At 48.9% G+C, this 25305-nt stretch carries 24 protein-coding genes and 3 pseudogenes; 15 read left to right on the top strand and 12 right to left on the bottom strand.

Annotation, left to right across the window (positions count from 1 at the left end; all coding sequences use genetic code 11):
* The first annotated feature begins 13 nt into the window (after positions 1-13).
* Positions 14-982 (top strand): vWA domain-containing protein, encoded by a 969-nt coding sequence (locus EP25_RS0103005; RefSeq protein ID WP_031432533.1) that lies wholly within the window; start codon positions 14-16, stop codon positions 980-982.
* 791 nt (positions 983-1773) lie between these two features.
* On the opposite strand, the pseudogene EP25_RS23785 reads toward EP25_RS0103005, so the two are convergent.
* A pseudogene (locus EP25_RS23785) lies at positions 1774-1836 on the bottom strand (DUF4113 domain-containing protein); the annotation flags it as partial.
* A gap of 203 nt (positions 1837-2039) precedes the next feature.
* On the opposite strand from EP25_RS23785, the pseudogene tnpA reads away from it, so the two are divergent.
* Positions 2040-2470: pseudogene (tnpA, locus tag EP25_RS0103000) on the top strand (IS200/IS605 family transposase).
* A 10-nt stretch (positions 2471-2480) separates the two neighbouring features.
* Here tnpA and EP25_RS0102990 read toward each other — a convergent pair.
* A complete protein-coding gene (locus EP25_RS0102990; RefSeq protein WP_051906359.1) occupies positions 2481-2807 on the bottom strand; it encodes an IS5/IS1182 family transposase in 327 nt (108 codons plus the stop codon).
* On the opposite strand from EP25_RS0102990, the gene EP25_RS0102985 reads away from it, so the two are divergent.
* From EP25_RS0102985 to mobH, 3 genes are all read left to right on the top strand, one after another.
* A complete protein-coding gene (locus EP25_RS0102985; RefSeq protein WP_160172689.1) occupies positions 2787-3383 on the top strand; it encodes a flavodoxin in 597 nt (198 codons plus the stop codon). The genes EP25_RS0102990 and EP25_RS0102985 overlap by 21 nt on opposite strands.
* 341 nt (positions 3384-3724) lie before the next feature.
* Positions 3725-4342 carry a recombinase family protein gene (locus EP25_RS0102980; RefSeq protein WP_031432530.1) on the top strand — a complete coding sequence of 206 codons (618 nt, stop codon included), beginning with the start codon at positions 3725-3727 and terminating at the stop codon, positions 4340-4342.
* Between the two features lies 1 nt (position 4343).
* Positions 4344-5396 (top strand): MobH family relaxase, encoded by a 1053-nt coding sequence (gene mobH, locus EP25_RS0102975; RefSeq protein WP_235185818.1) that lies wholly within the window; start codon positions 4344-4346, stop codon positions 5394-5396.
* A 75-nt stretch (positions 5397-5471) separates the two neighbouring features.
* Here the strand turns inward: mobH and EP25_RS21700 are convergent, their stop codons facing one another.
* Positions 5472-7052, bottom strand: a complete 1581-nt coding sequence (locus EP25_RS21700; RefSeq protein WP_051906357.1) for an IS1182 family transposase — start codon at positions 7050-7052, stop codon at positions 5472-5474.
* A gap of 41 nt (positions 7053-7093) precedes the next feature.
* Between EP25_RS21700 and EP25_RS0102965 the strand changes: the two genes are divergently transcribed.
* From EP25_RS0102965 to EP25_RS22840, 3 genes are read left to right on the top strand one after another with little or no spacing between them, the layout of a single operon-like run.
* A complete protein-coding gene (locus tag EP25_RS0102965) occupies positions 7094-8131 on the top strand; it encodes a hypothetical protein (protein WP_031432528.1) in 1038 nt (345 codons plus the stop codon).
* Positions 8132-8184: 53 nt separating this feature from the next.
* On the top strand, positions 8185-9354 hold the full coding sequence (locus EP25_RS0102960) for a 3'-5' exonuclease (RefSeq protein WP_031432527.1): 1170 nt from the start codon (positions 8185-8187) through the stop codon (positions 9352-9354).
* Positions 9355-9385: 31 nt separating this feature from the next.
* Complete coding sequence (locus EP25_RS22840) at positions 9386-9532, top strand: DUF4332 domain-containing protein (RefSeq protein WP_200875009.1); 147 nt, start codon at positions 9386-9388, stop codon at positions 9530-9532.
* Between the two features lie 129 nt (positions 9533-9661).
* Here the strand turns inward: EP25_RS22840 and EP25_RS22375 are convergent, their stop codons facing one another.
* Entirely contained in the window at positions 9662-10072 is a 411-nt protein-coding gene (locus EP25_RS22375; protein WP_152555587.1) for a hypothetical protein, read from the bottom strand.
* Positions 10073-10361: 289 nt separating this feature from the next.
* On the opposite strand from EP25_RS22375, the gene EP25_RS0102945 reads away from it, so the two are divergent.
* Together EP25_RS0102945 and EP25_RS0102940 are read left to right on the top strand one after the other, a co-directional pair.
* Positions 10362-10670, top strand: coding sequence for a hypothetical protein (locus EP25_RS0102945; protein WP_152555586.1), 309 nt, complete (start codon positions 10362-10364; stop codon positions 10668-10670).
* Between the two features lie 208 nt (positions 10671-10878).
* A complete protein-coding gene (locus EP25_RS0102940; protein WP_152555585.1) occupies positions 10879-11289 on the top strand; it encodes a hypothetical protein in 411 nt (136 codons plus the stop codon).
* A 110-nt stretch (positions 11290-11399) separates the two neighbouring features.
* Here EP25_RS0102940 and EP25_RS22370 read toward each other — a convergent pair whose 3' ends face one another.
* The 3 genes from EP25_RS22370 to EP25_RS24135 all read right to left on the bottom strand — a co-directional run bounded on the left by EP25_RS22370 (position 11400) and on the right by EP25_RS24135 (position 15110).
* Positions 11400-11705 carry a lamin tail domain-containing protein gene (locus tag EP25_RS22370; protein WP_051906355.1) on the bottom strand — a complete coding sequence of 102 codons (306 nt, stop codon included), beginning with the start codon at positions 11703-11705 and terminating at the stop codon, positions 11400-11402.
* A 314-nt stretch (positions 11706-12019) separates the two neighbouring features.
* Positions 12020-14968 (bottom strand): Tn3 family transposase, encoded by a 2949-nt coding sequence (locus EP25_RS0102930; protein ID WP_031432523.1) that lies wholly within the window; start codon positions 14966-14968, stop codon positions 12020-12022.
* 7 nt (positions 14969-14975) lie between these two features.
* Complete coding sequence (locus EP25_RS24135; protein WP_456085404.1) at positions 14976-15110, bottom strand: hypothetical protein; 135 nt, start codon at positions 15108-15110, stop codon at positions 14976-14978.
* 91 nt (positions 15111-15201) lie between these two features.
* Here EP25_RS24135 and EP25_RS21690 point away from each other — a divergent pair, with 91 nt between their 5' ends.
* Positions 15202-16782 (top strand): IS1182 family transposase, encoded by a 1581-nt coding sequence (locus tag EP25_RS21690; protein ID WP_051906354.1) that lies wholly within the window; start codon positions 15202-15204, stop codon positions 16780-16782.
* Here EP25_RS21690 and EP25_RS0102920 read toward each other — a convergent pair.
* Positions 16779-17312, bottom strand: a complete 534-nt coding sequence (locus tag EP25_RS0102920) for a recombinase family protein (RefSeq protein WP_084190937.1) — start codon at positions 17310-17312, stop codon at positions 16779-16781. The genes EP25_RS21690 and EP25_RS0102920 overlap by 4 nt on opposite strands.
* Positions 17313-17598: 286 nt before the next feature.
* Between EP25_RS0102920 and EP25_RS0102915 the strand changes: the two genes are divergently transcribed.
* From EP25_RS0102915 to merA, 3 genes and pseudogenes are all read left to right on the top strand, one after another.
* On the top strand, positions 17599-17985 hold the full coding sequence (locus EP25_RS0102915) for a MerR family transcriptional regulator (RefSeq protein WP_031432520.1): 387 nt from the start codon (positions 17599-17601) through the stop codon (positions 17983-17985).
* A gap of 173 nt (positions 17986-18158) precedes the next feature.
* A pseudogene (locus tag EP25_RS24220) lies at positions 18159-18859 on the top strand (mercuric transporter MerT family protein).
* A gap of 15 nt (positions 18860-18874) precedes the next feature.
* Positions 18875-20545, top strand: coding sequence for a mercury(II) reductase (gene merA / locus EP25_RS0102900; protein WP_031432517.1), 1671 nt, complete (start codon positions 18875-18877; stop codon positions 20543-20545).
* Positions 20546-20687: 142 nt separating this feature from the next.
* On the opposite strand, the gene EP25_RS23575 is transcribed toward merA, so the two are convergent.
* From EP25_RS23575 to EP25_RS0102875, 4 genes are all read right to left on the bottom strand, one after another.
* Entirely contained in the window at positions 20688-20954 is a 267-nt protein-coding gene (locus tag EP25_RS23575; protein WP_051906353.1) for a DNA/RNA non-specific endonuclease, read from the bottom strand.
* Complete coding sequence (locus EP25_RS23570; RefSeq protein ID WP_200875008.1) at positions 20921-21310, bottom strand: DNA/RNA non-specific endonuclease; 390 nt, start codon at positions 21308-21310, stop codon at positions 20921-20923. Before EP25_RS23570 ends, EP25_RS23575 begins: the two co-directional genes overlap by 34 nt.
* A 643-nt stretch (positions 21311-21953) precedes the next feature.
* On the bottom strand, positions 21954-22601 hold the full coding sequence (locus EP25_RS0102885) for a class I SAM-dependent DNA methyltransferase (RefSeq protein ID WP_031432515.1): 648 nt from the start codon (positions 22599-22601) through the stop codon (positions 21954-21956).
* 804 nt (positions 22602-23405) lie between these two features.
* Positions 23406-24026, bottom strand: a complete 621-nt coding sequence (locus EP25_RS0102875) for an S-4TM family putative pore-forming effector (RefSeq protein ID WP_152555584.1) — start codon at positions 24024-24026, stop codon at positions 23406-23408.
* A 26-nt stretch (positions 24027-24052) separates the two neighbouring features.
* Here EP25_RS0102875 and EP25_RS0102870 point away from each other — a divergent pair, with 26 nt between their 5' ends.
* A complete protein-coding gene (locus EP25_RS0102870; RefSeq protein WP_031432313.1) occupies positions 24053-25300 on the top strand; it encodes an IS256 family transposase in 1248 nt (415 codons plus the stop codon).
* Positions 25301-25305 lie beyond the last annotated feature (5 nt).

Raw genomic sequence — 25305 nt, 5'->3', positions numbered from 1 at the left:
CTGGAATATCATCATGTTGAGCGAACATCTGCAAAAGAATATTCACGATCACCGTTTCCTGCTGTTGCTGCTGGCGCTGGCGGCGATGCTGGCGGCTTTCGTCAAACCGAGCATCGTTCGCGAACGGCCGGTCTACAACTTCACCTTCGTCATCGACATCACCCGCAGCATGAACACGCGCGATTATCGGCTGAACGACGAAGCGGTCAGCCGGCTGGATTTCGTCAAACGGCAGTTGCGCGCGCTGATTCCGAAATTGCCGTGCCAATCGAAAATCGGGCTGGCCGTGTTCACCGACCGGCAAGCGAGCCTGTTGTTCGAGCCGCTGGAAGTGTGTTCGGCGCGGATTGAAATCGACCGGGTCATCGAAGCCCTCGACTGGCGCATGGCTTGGGCCGCCGACAGCCGCATCGGCAAGGGCCTGCGGCATGCCGTCGACACGTTGACGCCGCTGGACACGACCTTGGTCTTTGTGACCGACGGCCAGGAGGCGCCGCCGCTGAATCCGCGCTACCGCAGCGATTTTTCGGACGTCAAAGGGAGATTTCGGGGCATGATAGTCGGCGTCGGCGGCTTGAACAACGTGCCGATTCCGAAATACGACAAGCGCGGCAAACAAATCGGTTTCTATAAGGCCGACGACGTGCCGCACCGCTCCACCTTCGGCATCCCCAACCGCCTGCCGACGGATGCCGGCAATGTCCACGCCCGCAACGCGCCGTTCGGCGGAGCCAAGGTGACCAGCGACCAGCATCTGAGCCGGTTGTACGAACCCTATTTGCAACAACTGAGTAACGAAACCGGTTGGCGTTATCACCGCCTGAAAAACTTGAAACAATGGAGCCGGGCGTTGCGCAATCCGGCATTCGCCGAAATGAGACGCGTGGCGGTCGATATCCGGTCTTACGCCGCTGCGGCCGCCTTGTGCCTGGTCGCACTGGCTTATCTGCCGTTGGGAAGATTGACGAATATCGGCGCGTGAGCGGGTATTCGGGCGGTGATCGCTACAGGGAACAAGCGGGGCGGACTATTTGGACTTCGACGAGTGAGGGCATGGAACAGGCGGTACTAGCGGCCGTGTTGTCGGGTTCGAGCATCGATCCGAAGTGGCCGGTCGGGACTCGCCAAAGGCTTTACCGTGCTCATCGGGACGATAGTGATTGCGCACTTATGCCCTTGAGGCTCCAAAGCCCGGCGAACGGCCATGGGTAAAGTCAACGCGTTAACGCTGTGCGGCATCCCCTCAGCCGCTGGCTCGTACCCTCGCCGACCTCTTATTAGCCTAAAAACATCAGTCGAATGCTGCGTAGCGTAATAAGGCGTTGACTGATAAATTTAACTTCATTTCCTCTGATTCACCCATGGGTTGATTCAAACCCGCTTCACGGTTTTGTGAAAAATCTAAACGCGGAATTCAGCAGAATAGCTCTAGACAAGGACTAACGACCATTATCGTCAAGCGATTCTTTGTCTTCCATGCCCAGATTTTCCACAAAATCCGTGCTCAACTGATGTTTTTAGATTAATCTGACATCCAGTATGTATCCCATTGATGATCCGTTAAAAACCCTGATCAGTTGGCGGCAATATTAGGTCGATTTTGGCAATTGTCAGAAGATCTTAGAGCGGTCTATCCCGGAGGCGATCTTCTTTAAGTTTTTGACAAAATAGTTGACTAACGTTACCCGTACTCGGCATAGATTTCTTATTGGAATAATCAACGCTCCATAATCCCCTCCGTAATATCCAATTTTTGGTAATGGATTTTCCCCATCATTTAATTTGGGCCAATTCCTGCCAATTTGTCGTATAGCGCGGTGAAATACGCTGCGCCTTAGATTACCAGGACTTGTCGAAGCCGGTGGCTGCCAGCGATATCGCTTTGGGAAAGCGCCGGTTGATGTGGTCTAGCGCCTCAAAAATTGATGCAAATTTTTTCAAAGAAAGGAAGCTAGGATATTAATTATCCATCCTAAGGTTTAAACCACCGGCTTTAGCCGGTCAGCTTTAGCTGCGATAATTTGCCCAAGGAGGTGGCGATGGACTATAGATACGGCAGCCATACGGTTTACCAAATTGAGTATCATTTTTTTTGGGTTACGAAGTATCGTTATAAAGTGCTGAAGGGCGAAATAGCCGAACGAGTGAGAGACTTGGTGCGGCAGACATGCGAAGCCTTTGAGATACGGATTATCAAAGGTGTCGTGAGCAAAGATCATGTGCACATATTGGTGAGTGCACCACCAACTATGGCCCCAAGCGAAATCATGAGGCGAATCAAGGGACGAACTTCGAGTTATCTGCTCGAAGAGTTCCCGCACTTGAAAAAGCGATATTGGGGTCGACATTTTTGGGCCCGCGGTTATTTTTGCGCCACAAGGGGCAAATGACTGATGAGATGATAAAGCAATATTTGGAGCATCACTTTGAACCTAATCCAAACGATAATTTCAAGTTGGAGCCCGACTAAGACGCGTCGTTTAGTCGACGCGTATCCGGACTTTCAGTCCGTTATTGGAACCCACCCGCTTGAGCGGGTGGTTGTTTAGTAGCTGAATCAGCGATAGCAAAAATCCTTGCGTCGCTCGCAAGGTCAGTTTAAACACTTCTCTGAGAGTGAGTGCACATTGGATCGCCATCTCAGAATAGGTCATCGGACTGCCTCTATACCCCGTTTTTTCCGGCTGATGCCAATGTTGAACGACTGATTCATCAAACCATAACGTGAGCGAACCTCGATTGATCAGCGCTTGGTTGTAGGCCGACCAGTTTTTAAGCTTGTACCGTTGCTTGCCTTTCTTTTCCATGTCCTCGAATATGGGGGCTATGCCGATTTATGCAACAAAGCCTATGCCAGCGATACCGGTAATACGGAAACGGTCGCGAAAATGATACAAGATGAAATCGGTCAGGAAGTCGTTACCCTCCATCAAGTCCACACTATAGAATTAACTGATGTGCTGAGACAATACGATTTTTTCATTTTGGATATTCCCACTTGGTATGATGGCGAAATGCAAACCGATTGGCAGGATAATGCGGAAGAGCTTACCAAGCTTAATCTGACCGGTCTTAAGTTTGCTGTTTATGGATTAGGAGACCAAGAAGACTGGGGTGAATACTTTTGCAACGCGATGGGGGCGCTGGCAGAAAGAGTCAGTTCTTCAGGCGCGACACTGCTCGGACATTGGCCGGCTGAGAATTATCATTTTACTGAAGCCAAAGCTTTGATTGATAGAAAAACTTTTGTGGGATTAGCCTTAGATGAAGATAGACTGGCTGATTTGACGGCAACCAGAATTGTCAATTGGATTAAGCAATTACAAAATGAATTACAGATCAACAACTGGGAGGTGACAGACCCGACAAGCGCTGCAGCCTAATAATTAACTTCAGAGAAAAACACCTTTTCTACTTCACGGATAGTGCCTGGAGAACTAATTCGTTCCCATTCACGGAATAAGGCCAGTGGCTAAACAAACCTGGTGTGATAAATATCTGGTAAAACCGATGCAAGCTCAGGATTCATCATGCTGCTCATGTATAATTGATTCTTACAATTCTCTTCTGAAGGGTATCAGAACTTGATTGTTAAAGTATCAAAGTAGTTTTACATACTTTTTCATTACTTTGTTAATTTTACTTGTTTTATTACTACTTTTAGTAGTAAATTTCAGTAAAACTCAGGAGTTTCATAAACGATCGTTCTTGAAACGGGAGGAAGATGCTAATCGGCTACGCCAGAGTCTCTAAAGCGGACGGATCACAAATGCTGAATTTGCAAATCGATGCGTTGCTGGGGGCTGGGGTCGAGAAAAATCATATCTATACCGATCACGCTTCCGGAACCAAAGATGATCGGCCAGGATTGCAGGCCTGTTTGAAAGCGCTGAGGTCGGGTGATACGTTGATTGTTTGGAAGCTCGATCGATTGGGTAGGAATTTAAAACACCTGGTCACGACCACTCACGAGCTATCCAACCAGGATATCGGTTTTCGTGTATTAGCGGGGCAGGGCGCTAATATCGACACCACAACGACAAACGGAAAATTGATTTTCGGCATCTTTGCAGCGCTGGCAGAGTTCGAGCGGGACTTGATCAGCGAACGCACGAAGGCAGGACTGGCTGCGGCTAGGGCCAGGGGACGGAAAGGCGGAGCCAAGCCCTCGTTGACAAAAGCGCAAATCAGACAGGCACAGGCCTCGATGGGGAAGCGCGAAACCGTGGTCTCTGAGCTTTGTAAGGAATTAGGTATCACCAAGCCTACTTTGTATCGCTATGTCGGTCCTGACGGCTCCTTGCGGGAATTTGGCAAAAAAGTGTTGGGGATTAAGCAATAACATGTTGAATATTAGCTGGTTGAAAAAAGACAAGGCTAAATCCGAAGCGGTACCGCCGGATATTCCCGGAATTTTGTCGATTCGAAGTGTCGACGATTTGTTGTCTCCTCATCAAGGAATGATGGTGCAAATCGATGAATTGGCCGGTTTGTCGGAACGCAATTTCAACCGCTATTATCTTCACACCATTCGGAATTTCGCGCGATTCGTGCAATTGCTTCCAGCCTCGGAAGTGCATCACCACGCCGGCCCAGGAGGAATGCTAACGCATACCTTGGAAGTCTGCGTGAATGCGTTGAAGATCCGACGATCTTATTTATTGTCCGAAAGCGGCGGAGCCGAGGAGATAGCCGCCAAACAGGATTTATGGACTTACGCCGTTTTTCTGGCCGCATTATCACACGACTTGGCCAAAGTCGCCGTCGATCAATCGGTGACGGTTTACGATGCCGATCGCAAGGCAATACCCTGGTCGCCTTGGGATTCGTTTTTGGACGAGCAGGGTGTATGGTACAGCACGGAGTTCCAACGCGGACGGAAATACCGCCTGCATGAGAAAGCCTCGCTGCTGTTAATCCATCGAATCATTCCGTCATACGCTTTAAATTGGTTGTCCGGCGATCGACACATTTTTGAACAATGGCTGGCTTGCGTATCTGGCGATATCGAAAATGCGTCATCGATCGGCGAGATTGTTGGCGCTGCCGATAGTAAATCGGTGGCGACGAACCTGGGAGCCGATTCCAGCCGGATGCCGGCCGTCAGAACAAAACCATTGCACGAAAAGATGTTGACCGCTCTACGCCATTTATTGAACGAAGGGGAACTACCGTTAAACCGGAACGGCGCGGCCGGATGGGTTAGCGGCGACGACTGTTGGTTGGTGAGCAAACGAACCGTGGATGCAACCAGGGATCAATTAACCCAAGAAGGGCACTCCGGCATACCAACGAAAAACGGCCGTATGTTCGACATACTCCAAGAGCATGGCGTACTGATCCCGTATGGCGACAAAGCGATCTGGCCAGCCGTCGTCGAAGGGAGGCTGTCGTAAAACCCCAATTTCTTTGATTTACCACTGGAAACCGGCCGTATTTCCCACGGCCGGCGAAGCTGGCAAGTCAGTAGTTTAACCATGACAAATGTCGAACTTTCGGTCAAACGAGCTCATAAACCGGCTAAGCCAATGATATAAAGCGCGAAAAAGAGCTGCCACTAAGGCGCGGCTCAGATTGTAGGCCATGGCGTGCAAGGCGAATTCCACTTTGACGCCCGCCAAACCTTTACGGCGAAAGCGATTCAAGCCTTGGCGACCGCGTAGCTGACTGAAGACGGGCTCCACCATGGCCTGCCGCTGTCGATAGCGTTGCCGAGGTTCGGGCTGGGCCATTTTCAGGCGCAGGGCTTCTTTTTGTGTATCGCTGTCATAGCGTTTGAGGGTGCGACCGCTTTCGCTACGCGTGCATTGGGATTTCAGCGGACAGTCTGAACAGGCATCGCAGGCGTAGACGGTATAAGCATGGCCACTTTTACCGCCTTTGCAGGTGTGACGGCGAGTCAAGCGTTGTTGCCCCGGACAGCGATAAGTGTCGTCGTCGGCCTGATAAATAAAGCGGCTTTTGGGGATTTGTTTGTTGGATTGTTTGTTCCAATCGTCTCCTTCACTTTGGCCTTCCGGACAAAGCAATTCGATGTTGTGTTGCTCAGCAGTATCCAAGACGCCATTGCTGAAATAGCCAGCATCGAACAGAGCTGTTTCGACGCCTCCCAGGGCTTGGGCGCGATCCAGTAAGCCCGGCACCACCTCGGTTTCACTGGAAGGATGAACGTCGCAAGCCACGATCACTCGATTGTCGTTCGCCAATACCGACGGTTTATAACTGCTGCGAAAGTCTTTGGAGTTCTTTTGCGGCTGTAATACCGCCTCCGGCTCGTTGCTTTGTACTTGGGTCTTGGCCGGATCTTTGCCTTTGGCGGCTTGTTTTTGCTGGCGAGACTTTAGCTCGGCTTGGGCTTGTTCCAGACCGTTCAAACGCTTAGTCGCAGCCGCATCGTTTGGGTTGGCTTGCGCGGCTTCCTTCGCTTGCGCCAAGGCTTGGTTGAGCGCTTCTTCCTTCATCAATCGAAACCGGGAGGACATGGCTTCGATCACGGTACCGTCACCCGCCAACGCCGTCGTGCCGGAGCCGGTGACTTTCAAAGTACGACGCGTTAGTTGATCGAAAAATTCGGTCGTCAATGAGTCGGCATGCTGATGGACGAAACGGCCAATGACGGAGTGATCCGGCATGATACCGCCACTTAGCCACCAACACCCCACATCGGCTCGAGCTAAACGCTCCAAGTCGCGCAGGCTGCTGATGCCTTGTAACAGGCCGTAGAGAATGATCCCCACCATCGCACATGGCGCATACGGCGGACGCCCGCCGGGCCGATAACGGGCTTCGAACTCGGCGAAGGATAGCGATTGCAAGAAGGGGCGCAATTTCAACGGGATGGTTAAGCCGGCGTGCTCCAGATGTTCGCCGAGCGGTTTACCGTTGATCGATAAGCCGCGCGGGTCGGGCGCTTCAAAACGGGCCATCGGTTCGCTTGAGATCGATTGAGCGATCAACTCAGGTAACGGTTCAACCTCGCATTCATCGAATAGCGAATATTGCTTGGCGCTATACAATGTCTTGACGGGTCTAATGTTCGCTTCGGCTGCCATTGATCTATTTCTAATAGGTTTGGATAGGGTTATTTTACCGTATGTGTAGCTGGTTGGGGCTTTTACGACACCCTCATAAAGATAGAGTTGATCAGGATAGTGCGCAACGTTTAGCGATCTTAGCTTCGAATGAGTTTTTGGTTTGGTCTTTATCGTATGAAGATGTACAGAGCATATTAGAAGATAAATCAGTTGATCAATTCGATTTATTTCTTGGCATGCCAAAAGAAAAGTTAGAGGCTTTTCTTGAGAAGTTTAATGCTCGGTCATTGATGGAATTAAAAAGTCGTTCTAGTTTTTATTGGTTGGTCGAATGGCTTAGCCAGCCATGTTTTTCGGCATGGAATTCCTTTGCATCTGCGTTTGTTTTTGGTGGTTTTTTGAAGGCATGCTCAACACCTTCCAGTAACGAAGCGTTTTATCAGGAATTTGAGTTGCCGGATTATGCGCAGACTCAGCTTGGAAACTTGTGGCTCTCTGGAGATAAAAAAGGATGCTTAAAAGGCATTGTTATGGGAGAGAGCTGGCAGCGTTTCCATTTGGGCTGGATTGTAGATAAATCAGCTATCAAATCAGGCAATATGCATCAACTAGCTGGGCATTGTGTATTTGATGATTCCTCGGAGCTTACTGATAGTGACCTGGATAAGCAACAATGGAATGGTTTTTTACGGATGATTAACCTACTTCAATTTCAATCGCTCAGCTGCTTTTTTACTATCAAGGGGATTGCGAATAGTCTTTATTCCGGTCTGGCATCGAATAAAACAACGACTGAAGATAGCGGAGATGCTTGGGATGAATTGTTGGCTGATGCTGTCAGTGACGAGGAACGGGCATTAATTGTGTTGCTTTCGAGTTTGGGAGTAGAAATACCGATTCTGGGGTATGAGCTTGAAAATGAAGAAGGGGAAGTTTTAGCAGAGGCTTTTTTAGCATGGACAAATCAAAAAATTGCCGTTTTGTTCGATGATGTATTGGAAGATCAGTCAGTTTTTACAGCTATGGGATGGACTGTTTTTACTAGTCCTGCATTGCAAGAAGATAGCAGCGCTTTTGTTAATTTATTTAAAAAATAGCGATGTGTGTACGTAAAAAAATTCATTTAAAAAAACAATAATGAGTAGGTAGTATGTCAATCAGCCCAAAAGTTGCTATTTCATCAGAATTTTTTACTAGTGTCTTAAAACTGCCTAAAGCTCAGCAAGACAAGGCTGTTAAATTCATGGAGCAGTTTCGTCATGATCCGAAGTCTCCTGGGATTAATTATGAAACGATTCAAGCTGCTCGAGATAAAAATTTGCGATCGGTAAGAATTGATCAAGCTTATCGGGCGATTGTATTAGCACCTGATAAGGGGAACGTTTTTATTCTGTTATGGGCTGATAAACATGATGATGCGTATCACTGGGCGCAAAATAAAGTTTTAAAAATCAACCCAGAAAATGGGGTTTTGCAATTTTTAGAGTCTGAATATATCGATGAGGCGGAGCGCGTAAAGTCAAATTTGATAGAAGCAAGTGATGGGTTATTTTCCGGCATTAGGGATAGGCATTTAATTGTCGATGAGGCGCAAGATTTTGGATTTAATGCTTTTAAATTAATTCGCCATCTTGTTTCTGAGCATAGTAACGACTTGTTTATCGTGGGCGATCCGCATCAAAGAATCTACGGTAGTAAGGTGACCCTAGGTCATTGTGATATCAGAATTGTTGGGCGTAGTCATAAACTCAGAGTGAATTATCGAACAACAGAACAAATTCGCCATGCTGCGGTTGCGGTATTGGAAGGGATCCCTTTTGATGATTTGGATGATGGTTTAGATGAGCAAAAAGGCTATCGGTCATTGATGACGGGTGTTGAGCCTGTAGTTCAGTGTTTTAACAATGCTCAAGAAGAATTAAATTATTTAATCGACTCATTAGCTGCATCGAGTCCAGAAGAGCTGACGAGGACTTGTATTGCAGTTAGGCGTCACATCGATATTGATCGTTATAGTATGGCCTTTGGTGAAGCAGGTATTGCTTACTATAAAGTCGATCATAATTCGCTGGATGATGCAAATCATGCAGGTGTCCGGATGGCAACAATGCATCGGGTCAAAGGATTAGAGTTCGATACGATGTATGTGGCTGGTGTTAATGACGGGGTTTTACCGTTAGCAATTTTAGAATCTGATGATCCAACAATAGTCAGAGAACACGAATGGCGTGAGCGTTCTTTGCTCTATGTAGCTATAACCCGCGCAAAACGATTTTGTTCAATATCAGGGTTTGGGACGTTATCGAAATTTATTCAATAAATTGGAAGCATACTGAGCAGTAAATCGTCATGTGAAGTTGCTTTGCGCCGACAACCTGCATGCCAAAATGGTCGAGGTTAACGATGAAAGAAACCTGGTGAAAAGGGTTCCCGCATTATCCCAGGTCGAAGACTGGATTGCGCAAGCCAAGGAAATGCCTCGTGTGATTAATTATTAAGTGAGCTTACGCTTAGAATAGTATAGTAAGAGGTCACGCTACGAAACGATTGTGAATGATATGATTCTCACCGTACAGCGGAGACCGATTAATCGGTAAAATTCATGAAGTAACAAATAAGACTTATATCTATGTTGAGTGGCGTTTTTCTTTCGAGACTCGCGTGTTAGTTTCATTGTTCTTCAAACGCCGGTCGCGTCGTTGAATCGGCGTGGTGTTTTTCAACATGGTGCAGAGGCGAGCGCGTTCGATGCCGGCCGCCAGGTAGACATAGGCAATCGCGCGAACTTCGTAGGCATAGATGAAATCACCATCGGGGGACTCGATGGCTTCCGGCGTCAACCGAAAGCCTCGCCAGGGTTTGCCCAGGCAATCGAGTTTACCGCCCATCAATTCCAGGCAAGCCGATACTGATTTAGGCAGTCGATTCGTCTGCCAGTTACGCACGGTTTTTTCCGTGACCTCGAAAAAATGGGCCAGTTCTTTTTCATTATGAAAACCGGCATCGAGCATGAGCCAACGGAAATCACAGTGTCTCATCACGCCCACCTAACACGAATGCGCCCCGAGCCGGTGTCGTTCCGTTGACCCGGGAATGGGAAACAGAAACCGAAGAATGACGTGAAAAAGCGTAAGAAGGCTTTTACGACGGCGCCACGCATTCTGCCATAACTTCGCATAATGTATATTATGTCAAATCACTAAAGTATCTCCGTATCGTCGCCGCAAACGCCTTTTCCAAATTGTGCGCGATCTTTTATGGTCTATTTTTTCGATTCGCTGGATGCATCAACCGGCCATCGGCTTGTGTGCCTGTTAGGTGGGCGTGATGACCCCGTCCGATTTCCGTTGGCTGATGCGTGACGCCGGTTTCCAAACCGAAAAAGAACTGGCAACCTTTTTCGAGGTCACCGAACGCACCGTCCGTAACTGGCAGCGTTATCGCTTGCCGAAATACGAAGTCCGCGCTATCGCCTATGTCTATTTGGCGGCCGGGATCGAACGCGCCCGGCTTTGTCCGATGTTGCAACAAACGACGCCGATTCACCGCGGCAATCGTTGCCGGAAAGCGGAAAAACCGGCGTTGACCGTCATCACGGACACGGCGCGTCCCTTCAAACGTGTGGCGCGGAACTGACACATTCCTGTTGAACCGTTGCGTCGCCAAAGATGGCGCTCATCACAACGCACTGGGACGTTACATCGATCCATGTGATGTGAAAAAATGTCGTGTGATGATGGACTGACAAACTACTATCGATTCTCAATCAATAACTATTAACTTTTTAAAGAACGATATTACCTGGCCGATATCCGAGGAAAATCGTGTTTTCATGGAGATGCCGATGAATCAATCCCATTTTCACTGGTTGCTTGTCGATGCCGGGTTCCGAGATGAAAAAGAACTGGCGGCTTTTTTTGAGGTCACCGAAAAAACCGTGCGTAATTGGAAAAAACAGCGTCCACCCAAAGCCGTGCGATTCTGCTTGGAACTGATGAGCGGCCGGCTGGATTGCCTGGGCAATCCGTGGCGTGGTTTTCGGTTGACGCCGGAAGCGATCGAGTCGCCCGACGGCGACTTTATTTACGCCCATGAAGTTCGCGCGATCGGCTATGTGTATCAAGCGGCCGGCATCGAGCGCGCTCGCCTCTGCACCATGCTGCACAATACTACGCCGATTCAGCAACGCGGCCGACGTTTGAAGAGCGATGAATCTGACACACGAATTTCGGAAAGAAAAAGCCACTCAACATAAATGTTTGTTATATTCATTTTCACGCCATTAGACTGAACGCATGGATGCGTGGCAAAACTGGATTCGCTTAATGTACGTTCGGTTTATCCTGAGTGGCGGTGTCGCTATTTTTAGGTCAATGTATCTCGAGGCGATAAAAACACCACAGGCTTTCCGCTCTGCACCATCCGCTTGTTATAGTTCACTCGATCGATACGGGCGCCGGTGCTGTCGCACAGCATAATGATATCCTGATTATTCGAAAGCTGAACGGGACTGATGTCCTTGATGGCCACCGATTCGCCGGGATGCATGATGCGTTCGTTGGGATCCGTCAAGACGTTATCGAGCAATAACTTCTTGTAGGAGTTGTCGGATAGCGTCCATCCGGTAATATCGACGGTTTCACTGCCCAAGTTGTGATCAAGGACACCCATTCGTGATGGGCATCGGGTCCTTCCGGATTGACCATCGCCGAGGCAATGAAAATATCCACGATATCGTCATTAAGCGTTTGTCTCTTCAGCCCTGAGGAAATCATGTCTTCAGCCCTCGAGACCTCGATGCGCTCCGGCACATGCACGACGTTTTCATTAGGCTGTGCGTTATCCTCGCGATAATACAACGGGTTTGCCTCGTAAATGCTGTTTTCGAATCGGAACCGGTCAATTGCTCGATTTCCGTAATAGTGACTTGATAATGTTCATTATTGGGGTAGAACAAGCAGTCGTGTCACCAGCCGCCATTTCAATTAGGGCAAATCCAGCCGGGTATTCATATCGAGGTCAAACCGCCCGTACGGATTGATATGTTCCCAAATCAGTGGAGTTAATGCGGCGTAGTCTCGTATTGTCATCTTGCCCTGCCAGTGCGGCATGGCTAACACCTTCTGAATCATCAACGTGTTGATGTAAACCATGCAGTTTTGAATGAGATGCAGGGATAGCATGCTAATTTCGTGGTCTTCCTGGCGATTGCTTGACATTTCACCACGACGAGCAAAGAACACGAAATCAGTTGCGCCATTCCATTGCTCAACCACATTCAGTCCTTCGTGAATTTCCCGGCGCAACGATTCATCGTGCAGATAACGGCATAGAAAAATAGTCTTAATCGCCTTGCCTAATTCTGCGAATGCCTTGTAAGTGGGATGCTGTACGTTCTTCCGAGTAAATCGCCGTAAGATAGCTTCTGTTTCCGCTGTTCGAAGACGAAGAGAGGTCGTGTATTTCACCATTTGATCATATTGCTGCCGAACGCAATCCCAATCAATCGGTTTTGTTAAAATCTGTTGTAAATTTGGATAGGCATCAGCCATACCAACATCCGGCCGATTTAACTTCTGCGAGTGAATAGCTTTTAGTCTGGGTAGTAACTGAAATCCTAATAAGCGACAAAAGGCAAACGCAACCGTGCTTTGGCCGTGAGAATCGACATATTGGCGGTCAACTTCCATCTCGGTGCAATGATGGATAACGCCTTCGATCATTGACGCCACTTCCGAAGAGGACGGCGATTTAAGTTGCGAATGGATGCACAATGAATTGCGTTCGACATGCCAGTAAATCATGATGCCGCGGCCACCATAACGAACATGCCATTGTGTGGTTAGGTTCTGATCCCATGCGCCGAAATGCTTGGAGTCGGATGCGCAAGCGGTAGTACCGTCACCCCATATTGCTGGATTACGAGCATGTAACGTACCATCGGCGACAATAGCAATCGCGCGGCGCATGGCTTCGACGCCAATATAACGGCGACGAACATAAGCCAAGTCTCTTGCCGTTGTGCCGGAATCAAGCCCGGCCATGCGCTGTAAGCCCGCATTGGTACCAAGACCGTGTAGGCAAAGTAATAATCGTGGCTGCAACACTGACCGATCCATCGTTTCATAGGAAGTCGGACTTTTCAATACGTCTGTAAAACCCAGCCGCAGATCGGTTTCCTTTACGACATCGAGCAAACTGGTCATCGGCCACAGCGTATTAAGTTCGGCTTTGAGCGTTGCCAAATTGGGTGGTTCGGGCTGGGCGTCCAACGGTGTTAAGATGATCCAGCCGTTATTTTTGTCGCTGAGTCGGACGTAAGGATTCTTTTTCAGGCTAGTGTCGAAGGCGTTTAATGCTTCGCGCATTTCGGCCTGTAAATTGGTGATGAACAGCTCCGCATTGAGCGGCAGATTTAACGCTTGATAATAGTCTGCACGGTTCTCATTGAAGTCGCTTGGCAGGTCTTCATCGGGATTGCGGTAACGGTTTGCACCGACCACCCAAATTTCCTTGCAGCGCAGCCGTTCGCGTAACGCTTCAAGCACAGAAATTTCATAAGTGATGCGATTGACGCGATCCCGGTCGGCGGCGTCCTTTTCCATCACAGCCTCACGCCATAATCCGCGCACTACGCCATCAAGCGGCACATGTTCATCGGCCGGAAAGGTATGCACCTTGGTGTCTGCAAAACGTTTTACCAATTCAAGCGCGTCCATCACCGGACGGTGAAGGTCATTGTTGCTCCGAAATTCCAGGGCGCTCAGCAAAGTAGGCACCATGCGGCGATAGTGGCCTTTGTACGAATTGCGAATCACGGTTCGCAGCGTAATTCGGTAGGTCGGTCCGGTGGCTTTCCATTCTTTAACCAAATCACGTAGGGTTTGTTCGCTGACTACGGGAAATACCACATCGCGCACCACCCCATCGGGTTGGGCTAGCGTGGCATCTGCCAGTTCGAACAATAGGTTTTGTTTACCGGAAACGCGCTTAAGGTCTTCCAACAATTCCCGCTCGACTTTACGCTCAGCCCGTGCGCCGATCCGATGAATGGTTTCAATCAGCAAGTCCACAAGATCATCGGTCAAACTGCGGGCACGCAAGTAAACGAATGCTGCCAGCCAAGTAATACGTACCGCATCGGGATGTCTACGTAAATCGCGGGGCACTTCGACAGAAACGCGTTTACGGCAACGTTCCAAATCAAGCGGTGATACCTTATCGAATAAATCGGCCGGCAAACCGATTTTCCGGATGATTTCTAATTTAGCTAATTCGTCTTGCATGCTGGCAAGGTTTGGGCGGCCAGGATTGCCTAACAGTTTCAATAAGAGCGCCGACGCACTGCCGGTAGCATCTTCTTGGTCGTTATTCTCGTCGTCGCCCTTCTCCGGTCGCAACAAGGCGTCCAAATTCTCGCGCTGTTTGGGCGAAAGACGCTCATAGACAGTATGATGGAAACGGTCTTCGTGAGCACGTAATGCGCTACGTGCAATGCGGTCCATTCGATCAGGCGTAGGCGGTTCAATGGAAAGCTCGCGACAGCGTGCTTCCAATCGAACAATCATGGGTTCGATATCGCCACCTACTTCGCCGGCAACATGATCGCGTAGCCAGGCCGTCAGTATTTCCGCATCGGCAATCGTGGCCTCGCGGAAACCGAAACGGATTCGTATTTCAGCGCGTAGCCGTTCGGCAGTACGGCCCGTCAGGATAGCCTCGCCATCTATTGGAATCGTTACTTCTAACTGCTGGCCTAATAAAGCTATACCTTGCGTTTCAATTTCGGATTCATCGCGCGGGAACCTGCCGCGTTCGCGGAAGAAAGTCAGCAGAATAGCAAAGCCTAACCGGTTTGCTCGGTTCTTGGACATGACCAGCGAACGTTCGGCAGGTGTCAGTACCCACTGATTTTTCTCGCTACTAGTGTCCATAGTGCCGCTATGGAGTTAGATTTGATGCAGGCCAGCCGATGCGAGCCAAGGTGTCAATCAGCGTGGTTCGCTTGACCTCAAAATTACGACAGACGGCAGCTTTCGACATGCCGTTGTTTAAGGCTTCAAGAATCGCTTCCAATTTTTCCCCGGTAATGGAGGGTGTCGTAAAAGCCCCAACCAGCTACACATACGGTAAAATACCACTATCCAAACCTATTAGAAATAGATCAATGGCAGCCGAAGCGAACATTAGACCCGTCAAGACATTGTATAGCGCCAAGCAATATTCGCTATTCGATGAATGCGAGGTTGAACCGTTACCTGAGTTGATCGCTCAAACGATCTCAAGCGAACGGATGGCCCGTTTTGAAGCGCCCGACCCGCGCGGCTTATCGATCAACGGTAAACCGCTCGGCGAACATCTGGAGCACGCCGGCTTAACCATCCCGTTGAAATTGCGCCCCTTCTTGCAATCGCTATCCTTCGCCGAGTTCGAAGCCCGTTATCGGCCCGGCGGGCGTCCGCCGTATGCGCCATGTGCGATGGTGGGGATCATTCTCTACGGCCTGTTACAAGGCATCAGCAGCCTGCGCGACTTGGAGCGTTTAGCTCGAGCCGATGTGGGGTGTTGGTGGCTAAGTGGCGGTATCATGCCGGATCACTCCGTCATTGGCCGTTTCGTCCATCAGCATGCCGACTCATTGACGACCGAATTTTTCGATCAACTAACGCGTCGTACTTTGAAAGTCACCGGCTCCGGCACGACGGCGTTGGCGGGTGACGGTACCGTGATCGAAGCCATGTCCTCCCGGTTTCGATTGATGAAGGAAGAAGCGCTCAACCAAGCCTTGGCGCAAGCGAAGGAAGCCGCGCAAGCCAACCCAAACGATGCGGCTGCGACTAAGCGTTTGAACGGTCTGGAACAAGCCCAAGCCGAGCTAAAGTCTCGCCAGCAAAAACAAGCCGCCAAAGGCAAAGATCCGGCCAAGACCCAAGTACAAAGCAACGAGCCGGAGGCGGTATTACAGCCGCAAAAGAACTCCAAAGACTTTCGCAGCAGTTATAAACCGTCGGTATTGGCGAACGACAATCGAGTGATCGTGGCTTGCGACGTTCATCCTTCCAGTGAAACCGAGGTGGTGCCGGGCTTACTGGATCGCGCCCAAGCCCTGGGAGGCGTCGAAACAGCTCTGTTCGATGCTGGCTATTTCAGCAATGGCGTCTTGGATACTGCTGAGCAACACAACATCGAATTGCTTTGTCCGGAAGGCCAAAGTGAAGGAGACGATTGGAACAAACAATCCAACAAACAAATCCCCAAAAGCCGCTTTATTTATCAGGCCGACGACGACACTTATCGCTGTCCGGGGCAACAACGCTTGACTCGCCGTCACACCTGCAAAGGCGGTAAAAGTGGCCATGCTTATACCGTCTACGCCTGCGATGCCTGTTCAGACTGTCCGCTGAAATCCCAATGCACGCGTAGCGAAAGCGGTCGCACCCTCAAACGCTATGACAGCGATACCCAAAAAGAAGCCCTGCGCCTGAAAATGGCCCAGCCCGAACCTCGGCAACGCTATCGGCAGCGGCAGGCCATGGTGGAGCCAGTCTTCAGTCAGCTACGCGGTCGCCAAGGCTTGAATCGCTTTCGCCGTAAAGGTTTGGCGGGCGTCAAAGTGGAATTCGCCTTGCACGCCATGGCCTACAATCTGAGCCGCGCATTAGTGGCAGCTCTTTTTCGCGCTTTATATCATTGGCTTAGCCGGTTTATGAGCTCGTTTGACCGAAAGTTCGACATTTGTCATGGTTAAACTACTGACTTGCCAGCTTCGCCGGCCGTGGGAAATACGGCCGGTTTCCAGTGGTAAATCAAAGAAATTGGGGTTTTACGACAGCCTCTAATGGCCGGTGGGCGCCCCCCGACCCGACCGCGTTTTTTGGCCGCTTCAAGACCGGCCACCACGCGTTCTTGAATCAAAGAACGTTCGTACTGCGCCAAGGCACCAAACACATGAAACAATAATTCACCGGAAGGCGTTGTGGTGTCCATCCCTTCAGTCAGTGAACGGAAAGCGACTTGTTTATCTTTGAGCGTATTGATGATGGAAAGCAGGTGGGATAACGACCGACCCAACCGATCCAATTTCCACACGACCAGCACATCGCCTGGTCGGACAAAGTCCAGCGCTTTGGTCAATCCGGCACGGTCATCTTTAGCTCCGGATGCTCGGTCTTCAAAAAGATGTCGGACATCGACACCGGCAGCCAGCAAAGCATCGCGTTGCAAATCGGTGCTTTGTCGATCGGATTCAGAAGACACCCGCATATAACCCACTAACATAGACGGAAAACCCTAGTTTTTATGTTTCCGTATCATATCACTTTCCGACATTGTTTTTCGTTTATTTTTTGAGGGAAGTTGTGTAGGATTTTAAGCACGGCATGAGAGCTGTCGTAAAACAGATGTTTTACGATAGATCAATCCAGACTGGCAGCAATCATGGCATGCTCGCCGTTCGATCTACGATTGTGCGATCGTCGGCTTCCCGACAATATATCTCAACTTATATATGGGATTTGTTATCATCGAGCAGCGGTTAAGTTAAACTGAAAACAATACGATTAAAATGAATATGACGATTGGTCAATTAGCCAAACAAGCGAATGTAAGCATTGAGACCATCCGCTATTATCAGCGTAAAGGTTTATTGATTGAGCCTGAAAAACCCGCCACGGGTTACCGCCGATACCCCTCCAATGCGGTTGTCAGAATCCGGTTTATCAAACGTGCCCAACAATCAGGGTTTACCTTGAAGGAAATCTCGGAATTGTTATCGTTGGATAGCGGTCATTGCGAAGATGTACGAAAAATGGCGGAGCATAAACGCCAACAAATTGACGACCAAATTAGAGACTTAACAGCCCTGCGCCTTGCGTTGGATGCCTTGATTAAAGGCTGTCAGACCGACCCGTCCACAGCACATTGCTCCATCATCGATTCACTTTCAAAATAACCCGCCTCAAATTCGATTCCGTCAGGGAATGATCTCCCCCTTGACTCTGTTCTATGGTACAGGGTTTAGACTTCTAACCATGATCTATCATTGTCTGTTTGACGTTTAGCCAGGATGTACTGCTGAAATAGTGATGCAGACAACAACGATTAATTTGATTGAGGAGATCCATGATGACAACTGAACAAGAAACGACGACTAAAAGCACCTCCTGGCTGGGTATCGGGGCCATACTGGCTGCCATCGGCGCATCGGTTTGCTGTGTCGGTCCTTTGCTGCTTTTAACTTTGGGTATCGGCGGCGCCTGGATGAGCATGTTGACCTCCATGGAAACGGTACGGCCTTTTTTTATCATTCTCACCCTAGTCTTCATCAGCTTGGGCTATCGCAAACTTTATTTGATACCGGAAAACTGCGAGGAAGGGCAAGCCTGCGTCTCATCCGACGTCAAGCAAAAACAACGCTTGCTCTTCTGGATTGGTTCCGGATTGATTTTATTATTATTGGCATTCCCCTGGTATGCCCCGTTTTTCATGGCCTGAGGAGAGCAATGATGAAAATGAAAACGTTATTCTTGGGGTTGTTCTTGTTATCGGGGCTTTTTTTGATGCCAACGGTACAGGCAGAGTCACCGGCTCGGACTCAGGACAGTACCCAGTCAGTCATACTTGATGTGCAAAACATGACTTGCGCGATATGTCCCATCACCATCAGAAAGGCGCTGCAAGCTGTTAACGGCGTCCAGAGCGCCAAAGTGGACTTCGGCAGCAAAACAGCAAAAGTCACTTTTGATCCGCAAAAAACCAATACCGCCGCTTTGATCAAGGCCACCACGAATGCTGGCTATCCGGCGACTGTTCACTCAGACAAATAAGTTAAGGAAATCATGATGTGGACTCAACAACTCAAAATTGACGGCATGACCTGCCCAAGCTGCGCCGAAGGCATCGAGAAGAAACTCAATGCGCTTGAGGGTGTGGACATCACGGTGTCTTACCCGGAAGGCAGCGCCGCGTTGACGGTTACCGGAGACGCCACGCTTGAATCGTTGCTCGAGCACATTGCGCAAAAAGGTTATCAGGTTAAAGCGATTGACGACAAGACAGCCAAAGCCGATAACAAACCGGCAGCGGCAAAGTATGGCGGGCCGCTGCATGTCGCGATTATCGGCACCGGTTCGGGCGCTTTTGCCTGCGCGATCAAAGCGGTGGAAAACGGCGCCAAGGTCACGCTGATTGAACGCAAGGCCATTATTGGCGGCACCTGCGTCAATATCGGCTGCGTTCCGTCTAAAATCATGATCCGCGCGGCGCATATCGCTCACTTGCAGAAAGATCATGCGTTTACCGGCATCAAAAAACACAAACCGGTCATTGACCGCAAACAGCTTTTGGCTCAGCAACAAGCCCGGGTGGAGGAACTCAGAGCGGCGAAATATGAAAACATTTTAGAAACCAACCCGAACATCACGCAGGTCAAAGGCGATGCCCGCTTTAAAAACGCCAATACCCTGATTGTCGATCAGGAACACGGCGGCAAAACCGAAATTAGCGCCGACCGCTTTCTCATTGCCACCGGCGCTTCGGCCAGTATCCCGCCGATTCCAGGCTTGGCCGGAACACCGTACTGGACCTCGACGGAAGCCCTGGAAGCGGACAAGCTGCCGGTACATTTGATCGTCATTGGCTCCTCTATTGTCGCGCTGGAACTGGCCCAGGCTTATTTGCGACTGGGTTCCAAAGTGACCTTGCTGGCTCGTAGTTCGATTCTGTTCAGGGAAGACCCCGATATCGGCTCGGAACTGCATAAAATTCTGGAGTCGGAGGGCATGACCATCCTGGCGCATACCCAGGCGGAAGCCGTGCGCTACCGAAAAGGCCGGTTTTCATCGGGAAAATTCACCATTAAGACCACTACAGGACAAACTTTGGAAGGCGATCACCTGTTGATCGCCACGGGACGACAACCGAATACCCAAGGTCTGGCTCTGGATCAAGTAGGGGTCGAAGTCAGCAAAACCGGCGCTATCATCATCGATGACCACATGCGCACCCGTGTCGAACATATCTATGCCGCAGGTGACTGCACCAATCAACCCCAGTTTGTCTATGTGGCCGCGGCCGCCGGCACCCGAGCCGCCATCAATATGACCGGCGGCGATGCCGCCATCGATTTATCAGCCATGCCCGTGGTGATGTTTACCGAGCCGCAAATGGCCACAGTGGGATTAACGGAAGCCGAAGCGCATTTGAATAATATCGAAACCGACAGCCGTCTGCTGACGTTGGAGAACGTGCCGCGATCACTGGCCAATTTTGACACCCGAGGCTTTGTCAAACTGGTCATGGAAGAAGGCAGCCGCCGTTTGATCGGCGCACAAATACTGGCGCCGGAGGCCGGTGAAATGATCCAGACCGCAGCATTGGCGATTCATCACAAAATGACCATTGAAGAGCTGGCCGGACAGCTGTTCCCTTATTTAACGATGGTGGAAGGCATCAAACTCTGCGCGCAAACCTTTAGCAAAGACGTGAAAGAGCTCTCCTGCTGTGCTGGGTAAACACGACTGTTTGCTTAGGCTTCTATTGCGACTGAGCGTTTGACGGAATTTTCAGCGGTTCCGACTTATGACCAAAAATTAGTAAGTCTATGGAAAATTAGGTTATCCAGCGAAATGGCGGCTGGTGACACGACTGCTTGTTCTACCCCTTATTGTAAAGCGAACGCCCGCTTTTATCTCTTAACGCCGCCTCGTCCTGGTAGATCACGAAAGCGCGAACATCCAATTTGTTCGTCTCTTTGTTTACAAAACACACCACTTTAAAAAAGCCGGCCGGAATCAGGGCTTCCCTCCGACCGGACGGACGAATGGTTCGGTCGAAGTCGCCGTAAAACGGCCCCGAGAAGGACGTAATCTTACCGTTGCTATCCAGTTTTAAGCCGTAGACCCAGTCTTCAAGCCCAACCATTCGTCTTGGTTAAGATTTGCATGTTGTAAACAACTGTTCGAATAAAAGAACGTTTCGTTCGAAGCCAATTGCGCATCGTGAGTTGTTTCCCCCCAAGCGGCCGACGTTCTGCGGGCCATATGCCCCCTATCCCATGGGTTATTGGCGTAATAGGCATTATCCAGCTGATTGTCGGAGCCGATACGGGGATCGATTCGCCAACGATTGCTTCGATGCGTGCTTTTCAGATGATTCTGGTCGATATTCAGACAAACAATCAACGGAGAACGCTTGTTGGCGCAACTATTCATCACGAGCGAATACGTCGGGTAATCGAATATTCGTCCGGCTTCGTATACTTCGGTGGGGATGGGCAACTTGATCCCTCCGCCCAGAAAATCTTAGTTGTAGCCAGCCATTTTGCCTCCGGTAAGAGCAATAAGTTTATCGAGTAGTTAGGTAGAGAAATACCATGTTTTTAATACACTGCCGCTGATAAACTTAGCATAGAATCTAGTGCGATGCTTGTTACCAATCTATTACAAGACATCGCAAAAAACGGGTATTTACCCTGGTGAAGACAATATCCTGATGGCTCTTTAATCATTCCGAGTTATAACACGGAAATGAATAATGTTGTCTCTTTGTACCGAAAGACTCGTCTGAACGGTATAGCATATCTTGCCGCCCTCCCCCTCTTCACTTCCGCGGGCAACCAATAATCCGATAACTGTGGCTTTGGAAATGTAGAATCCCTTGCTGACGGTGTTGTCGTTAAGGCCGGTTAACGCTTCCTTGAGCCGTTTGTTTTATTCGGGGTTTGTATTTGTATGGGCCGGTCTGGAATGGTCGTGCCTGATTTTGTCGATAATTGAACGATTAAAATTGCCGGCGTTTGATTGCATCGCGCAACCCGAATTCCGTGGCAGGATTTACGTGTTCCTTACAGAATTGCGAATGATATTCGCTCATTCCGAAATGTGAACCGCTTTCAGAAAACGCATTTCATGAAAGATAACTTTATTCCTTTCCTACATTTTCGGCTGAATGTCGTTTAGCTACGATCGCTAACCACGGTTGCTCGTGTAAGGGCTTTCCTTCCGGCCGGTAATAAAAGTCGAGTATCTCAAACCCTGCGTTCGTCAAATAGGATTCGCTGGTATCGATTTGCATGAAATGGCCATATCGTTGTCCGTGCCAGCCTTCACCGTCGCCGCGAGGGTTGGATAGAAATAACACACCGCCTGACCTTAACGATGCGTGCAACTGATTAAGCACCCTCGGCAATTCCTGGCTGGGCACATGAAACAACGACGCATTAGCGAAAATGCCATCGAAGGCACTGTCGGGCAAATCTAAACTCAGAAAGGTCTGCTGCAGAATCCGGCAACCGGTATAAGCACGGGCCATGTTGCAAAATACTTCGCTGCCATCCAGGCCGACGGGTCGGTGACCCAACGACTTAAAATAGCGGACATCTCTTCCAGGTCCACAGCCAAGATCCAAAATATCCAGTTGTTTATTTACTGGAAAATGGCCTAAAAATGCCGCATAGTTCTGAGTGACATCGTGGTCTTGTGTGCCCGCCCAAAAGGCTTCAGCATTCTGATTGTAATGCTTCAGGGTAAGTGTTTCGATCTTTTGTAATTGCTCATCGCTTTGTTTCATATCAACCCGTTGTAGAAAAGAAGGTATTGCGTGACCGTTCCTCGCTCAAAATGTAACTGACGATGTCGAGTCCCTAATTCGCTCCGGCAAGACACCTAATATCTAGATTATGGGCCCTGGCCCGCAGTCAACAGTAACTGTGGAAACGGCGTTAAACACCGATTTATAGCGCTTTTAGAAATTATATTTCACAGAAACTCAATTGGCTAACACGTTGAGATTTCAGAATATCAACTACCTCACGCAACAGATTGTTGCGGCCGATCGACTTGAAAATACACTAAAAAATGAAAAAATGTGTCCTCTTTTTTTCGATTTGGAAGAGGCCTGCAATGAAAGTCTTATTAGTTTTGCTTAATTCACTATTTTCGATCGTCATTCTGCTGGTCGCAGGCTTTCAACTCGTACACCTACTATTTAACAAACTAACCGACAAGGGCTTAGAGGCATAGCACGGGCGGGAACCGCCTCTTATTGCTGATATTTGGCTGTTTTCGAACTAATTGAGTATATTGTCTATCGAAGACCGTTTGGCAATTAACACCTTGTAACCGGTGCTTTCTATTAACCTTTTAACCGTTATTGTTTACTGATTTTGATAGAGCAATTTCGGCCATTATGTGAAGTTTCCTTTTATGGATAGCGATATTGCCGCGAGCGCGATGTGATCAGGCTTTGAAGCTTGTATATTGCTCACGAACTTAACATAATTTCCACGATTTCAAGATAGGCAGCAAAGTCTCTGAAGCTCATTCCCGACATGTATTCTATCGAAAATCATCTAATCGCCATTTTCTAGTACCCTTAGGAAGATTGGTTGCCAACCACCCCATAGATTTCGTCAAAAAAGAGTTGGTTGTCTTTTCTATTCTTGAAAATTTCATCTTGAATTTTTCTTGCAAAAACATCAGTTTCCATTGAGTCTTTATTTTCAATCAACTCCTGCCAGTATGAGTCCATATCTAGTTTAAGTTTCTCGAGGTTTTCAATGGAATCCTTGTTTTCTCTGTATTGTTCTATGCAAAAGGTAAGAATAGGCAATAATGGGGTCGCAACATTGAGGACAAAATTATTAAATGTTATGTCGGACAATAAACCAAATACAGCTATTACGGCTCCAAAAATAACAGAAAATTTAAAAATGCATTTTATGTACTCACTTCTTAAACCAACATTCCAAACAAGATTAGACCTTTGGCAAAGAAATCTTGCAACATAAAAGGGAACATTTGCCACAGATGTAGCATACCAATCCTTCAGCTCTGAATAATTCCTTTGTTCTTTAAATATTTCGGCATAAATCTTTACAACTTCATTATCAGGAACATTGCCAACATTTATATCATTCCGAGCTATGATCATTTCTGGTGTATGACTTGAGAAGAAAGCGGTGTAACCTGTTTGGCTAAGATCTCGCCAGATCAACCACCAAACGAGAAGGAAACACCGCCATGGTACATAGTAATGTCATCAACCTGAATAAGCTAGAGCAAAATGATCCGTTGCAAGAAGTGTTGCGAGACGGTGCCCGTAAAATGCTGGAGGTAGCGATTGAAGCGGAAGTAAAAGCCTTTATTGATCAGCATAGCGGGCTGAAGACCGACGAAGGTAAGGCAGCGGTCGTTAGAAATGGTTATTTGCCTGAACGTTCAATTCAAACAGGGCTGGGTGATATTGAAGTCAAAGTCCCGAAGGTTCGGGATCGATCCGGTTCGGGGATCAAGTTTAACAGTCGCTTGGTGCCGCCATATTTGAAGCGAAGCAAGAACATCGAGGAATTTCTGCCTTGGCTGTATTTGCGAGGAATCTCGACGGGAGATTTCCCGGAGACCTTAAAACACCTATTGGGATCGGACGCTCCTGGCTTATCCGCTGCGACGATCAGTCGGCTCAAGCAGGATTGGGAGCATCACTATCGGGACTGGACGCGTCGGGATCTGAGTAATAAACGATATGTGTATGTCTGGGCCGATGGTATTTACAGCAACGTCAGAATGGATGATCGACTCTGTCTACTAGTCATCATTGGTTCCGATGAAACGGGGCGCAAAGAACTCATCGCCTTAGTCGATGGCTACCGGGAATCGGCTGCGAGCTGGGAAGAGGTGTTGATGGATTTAAGGCAGCGTGGCCTCTCTACGGACCCGAAATTAGCGATTGGAGATGGCGCTCTCGGTTTCTGGAAAGCCGTCGCTAAGCTTTGGCCGCAGACCGACCAGCAACGCTGTTGGGTGCATAAGACAGCCAATGTACTGGAGAAATTGCCCAAAGCCATGCAACCCAAGGTTAAAGAGGCGTTGCACAATATCTGGCAAGCCGAGACGCGGGAGGCGGCCTATCAAGCCTTTGATCACTGCCTCGAACGGTTTAGTCCGAAATACCCGAAGGCCATGGAATGCTTGGCAAAAGACAAAGCCTCGATGTTGGCATTTTATGATTATCCTGCTGAAAACTGGCAGCATATTCGAACGACCAACCCGATCGAGTCCGTCTTTGCTACGGTGAGATTGAGAACGACTAAGACCAAGAATTGCGGCAGCCGGATAACCACGTTGGCGATGGCGTTTAAACTGATCGAAACAGCCCAGAGAAGATGGTTTCGGCTTAGGGGCTATAAACATTTAGCCGATGTGATTACCGGCGTGAAATTCGTCGACGGTATTAAACAAACGGGAGATCAAAAACAGGACGCCGCTTGATTCTC

The sequence above is a fragment of the Methylomarinum vadi genome, assembly GCF_000733935.1.
Lineage (GTDB): Bacteria > Pseudomonadota > Gammaproteobacteria > Methylococcales > Methylomonadaceae > Methylomarinum > Methylomarinum vadi.
Note: the sequence above shows the minus strand (reverse complement) of the source record. Positions and strands in the feature narration are given on the sequence as shown.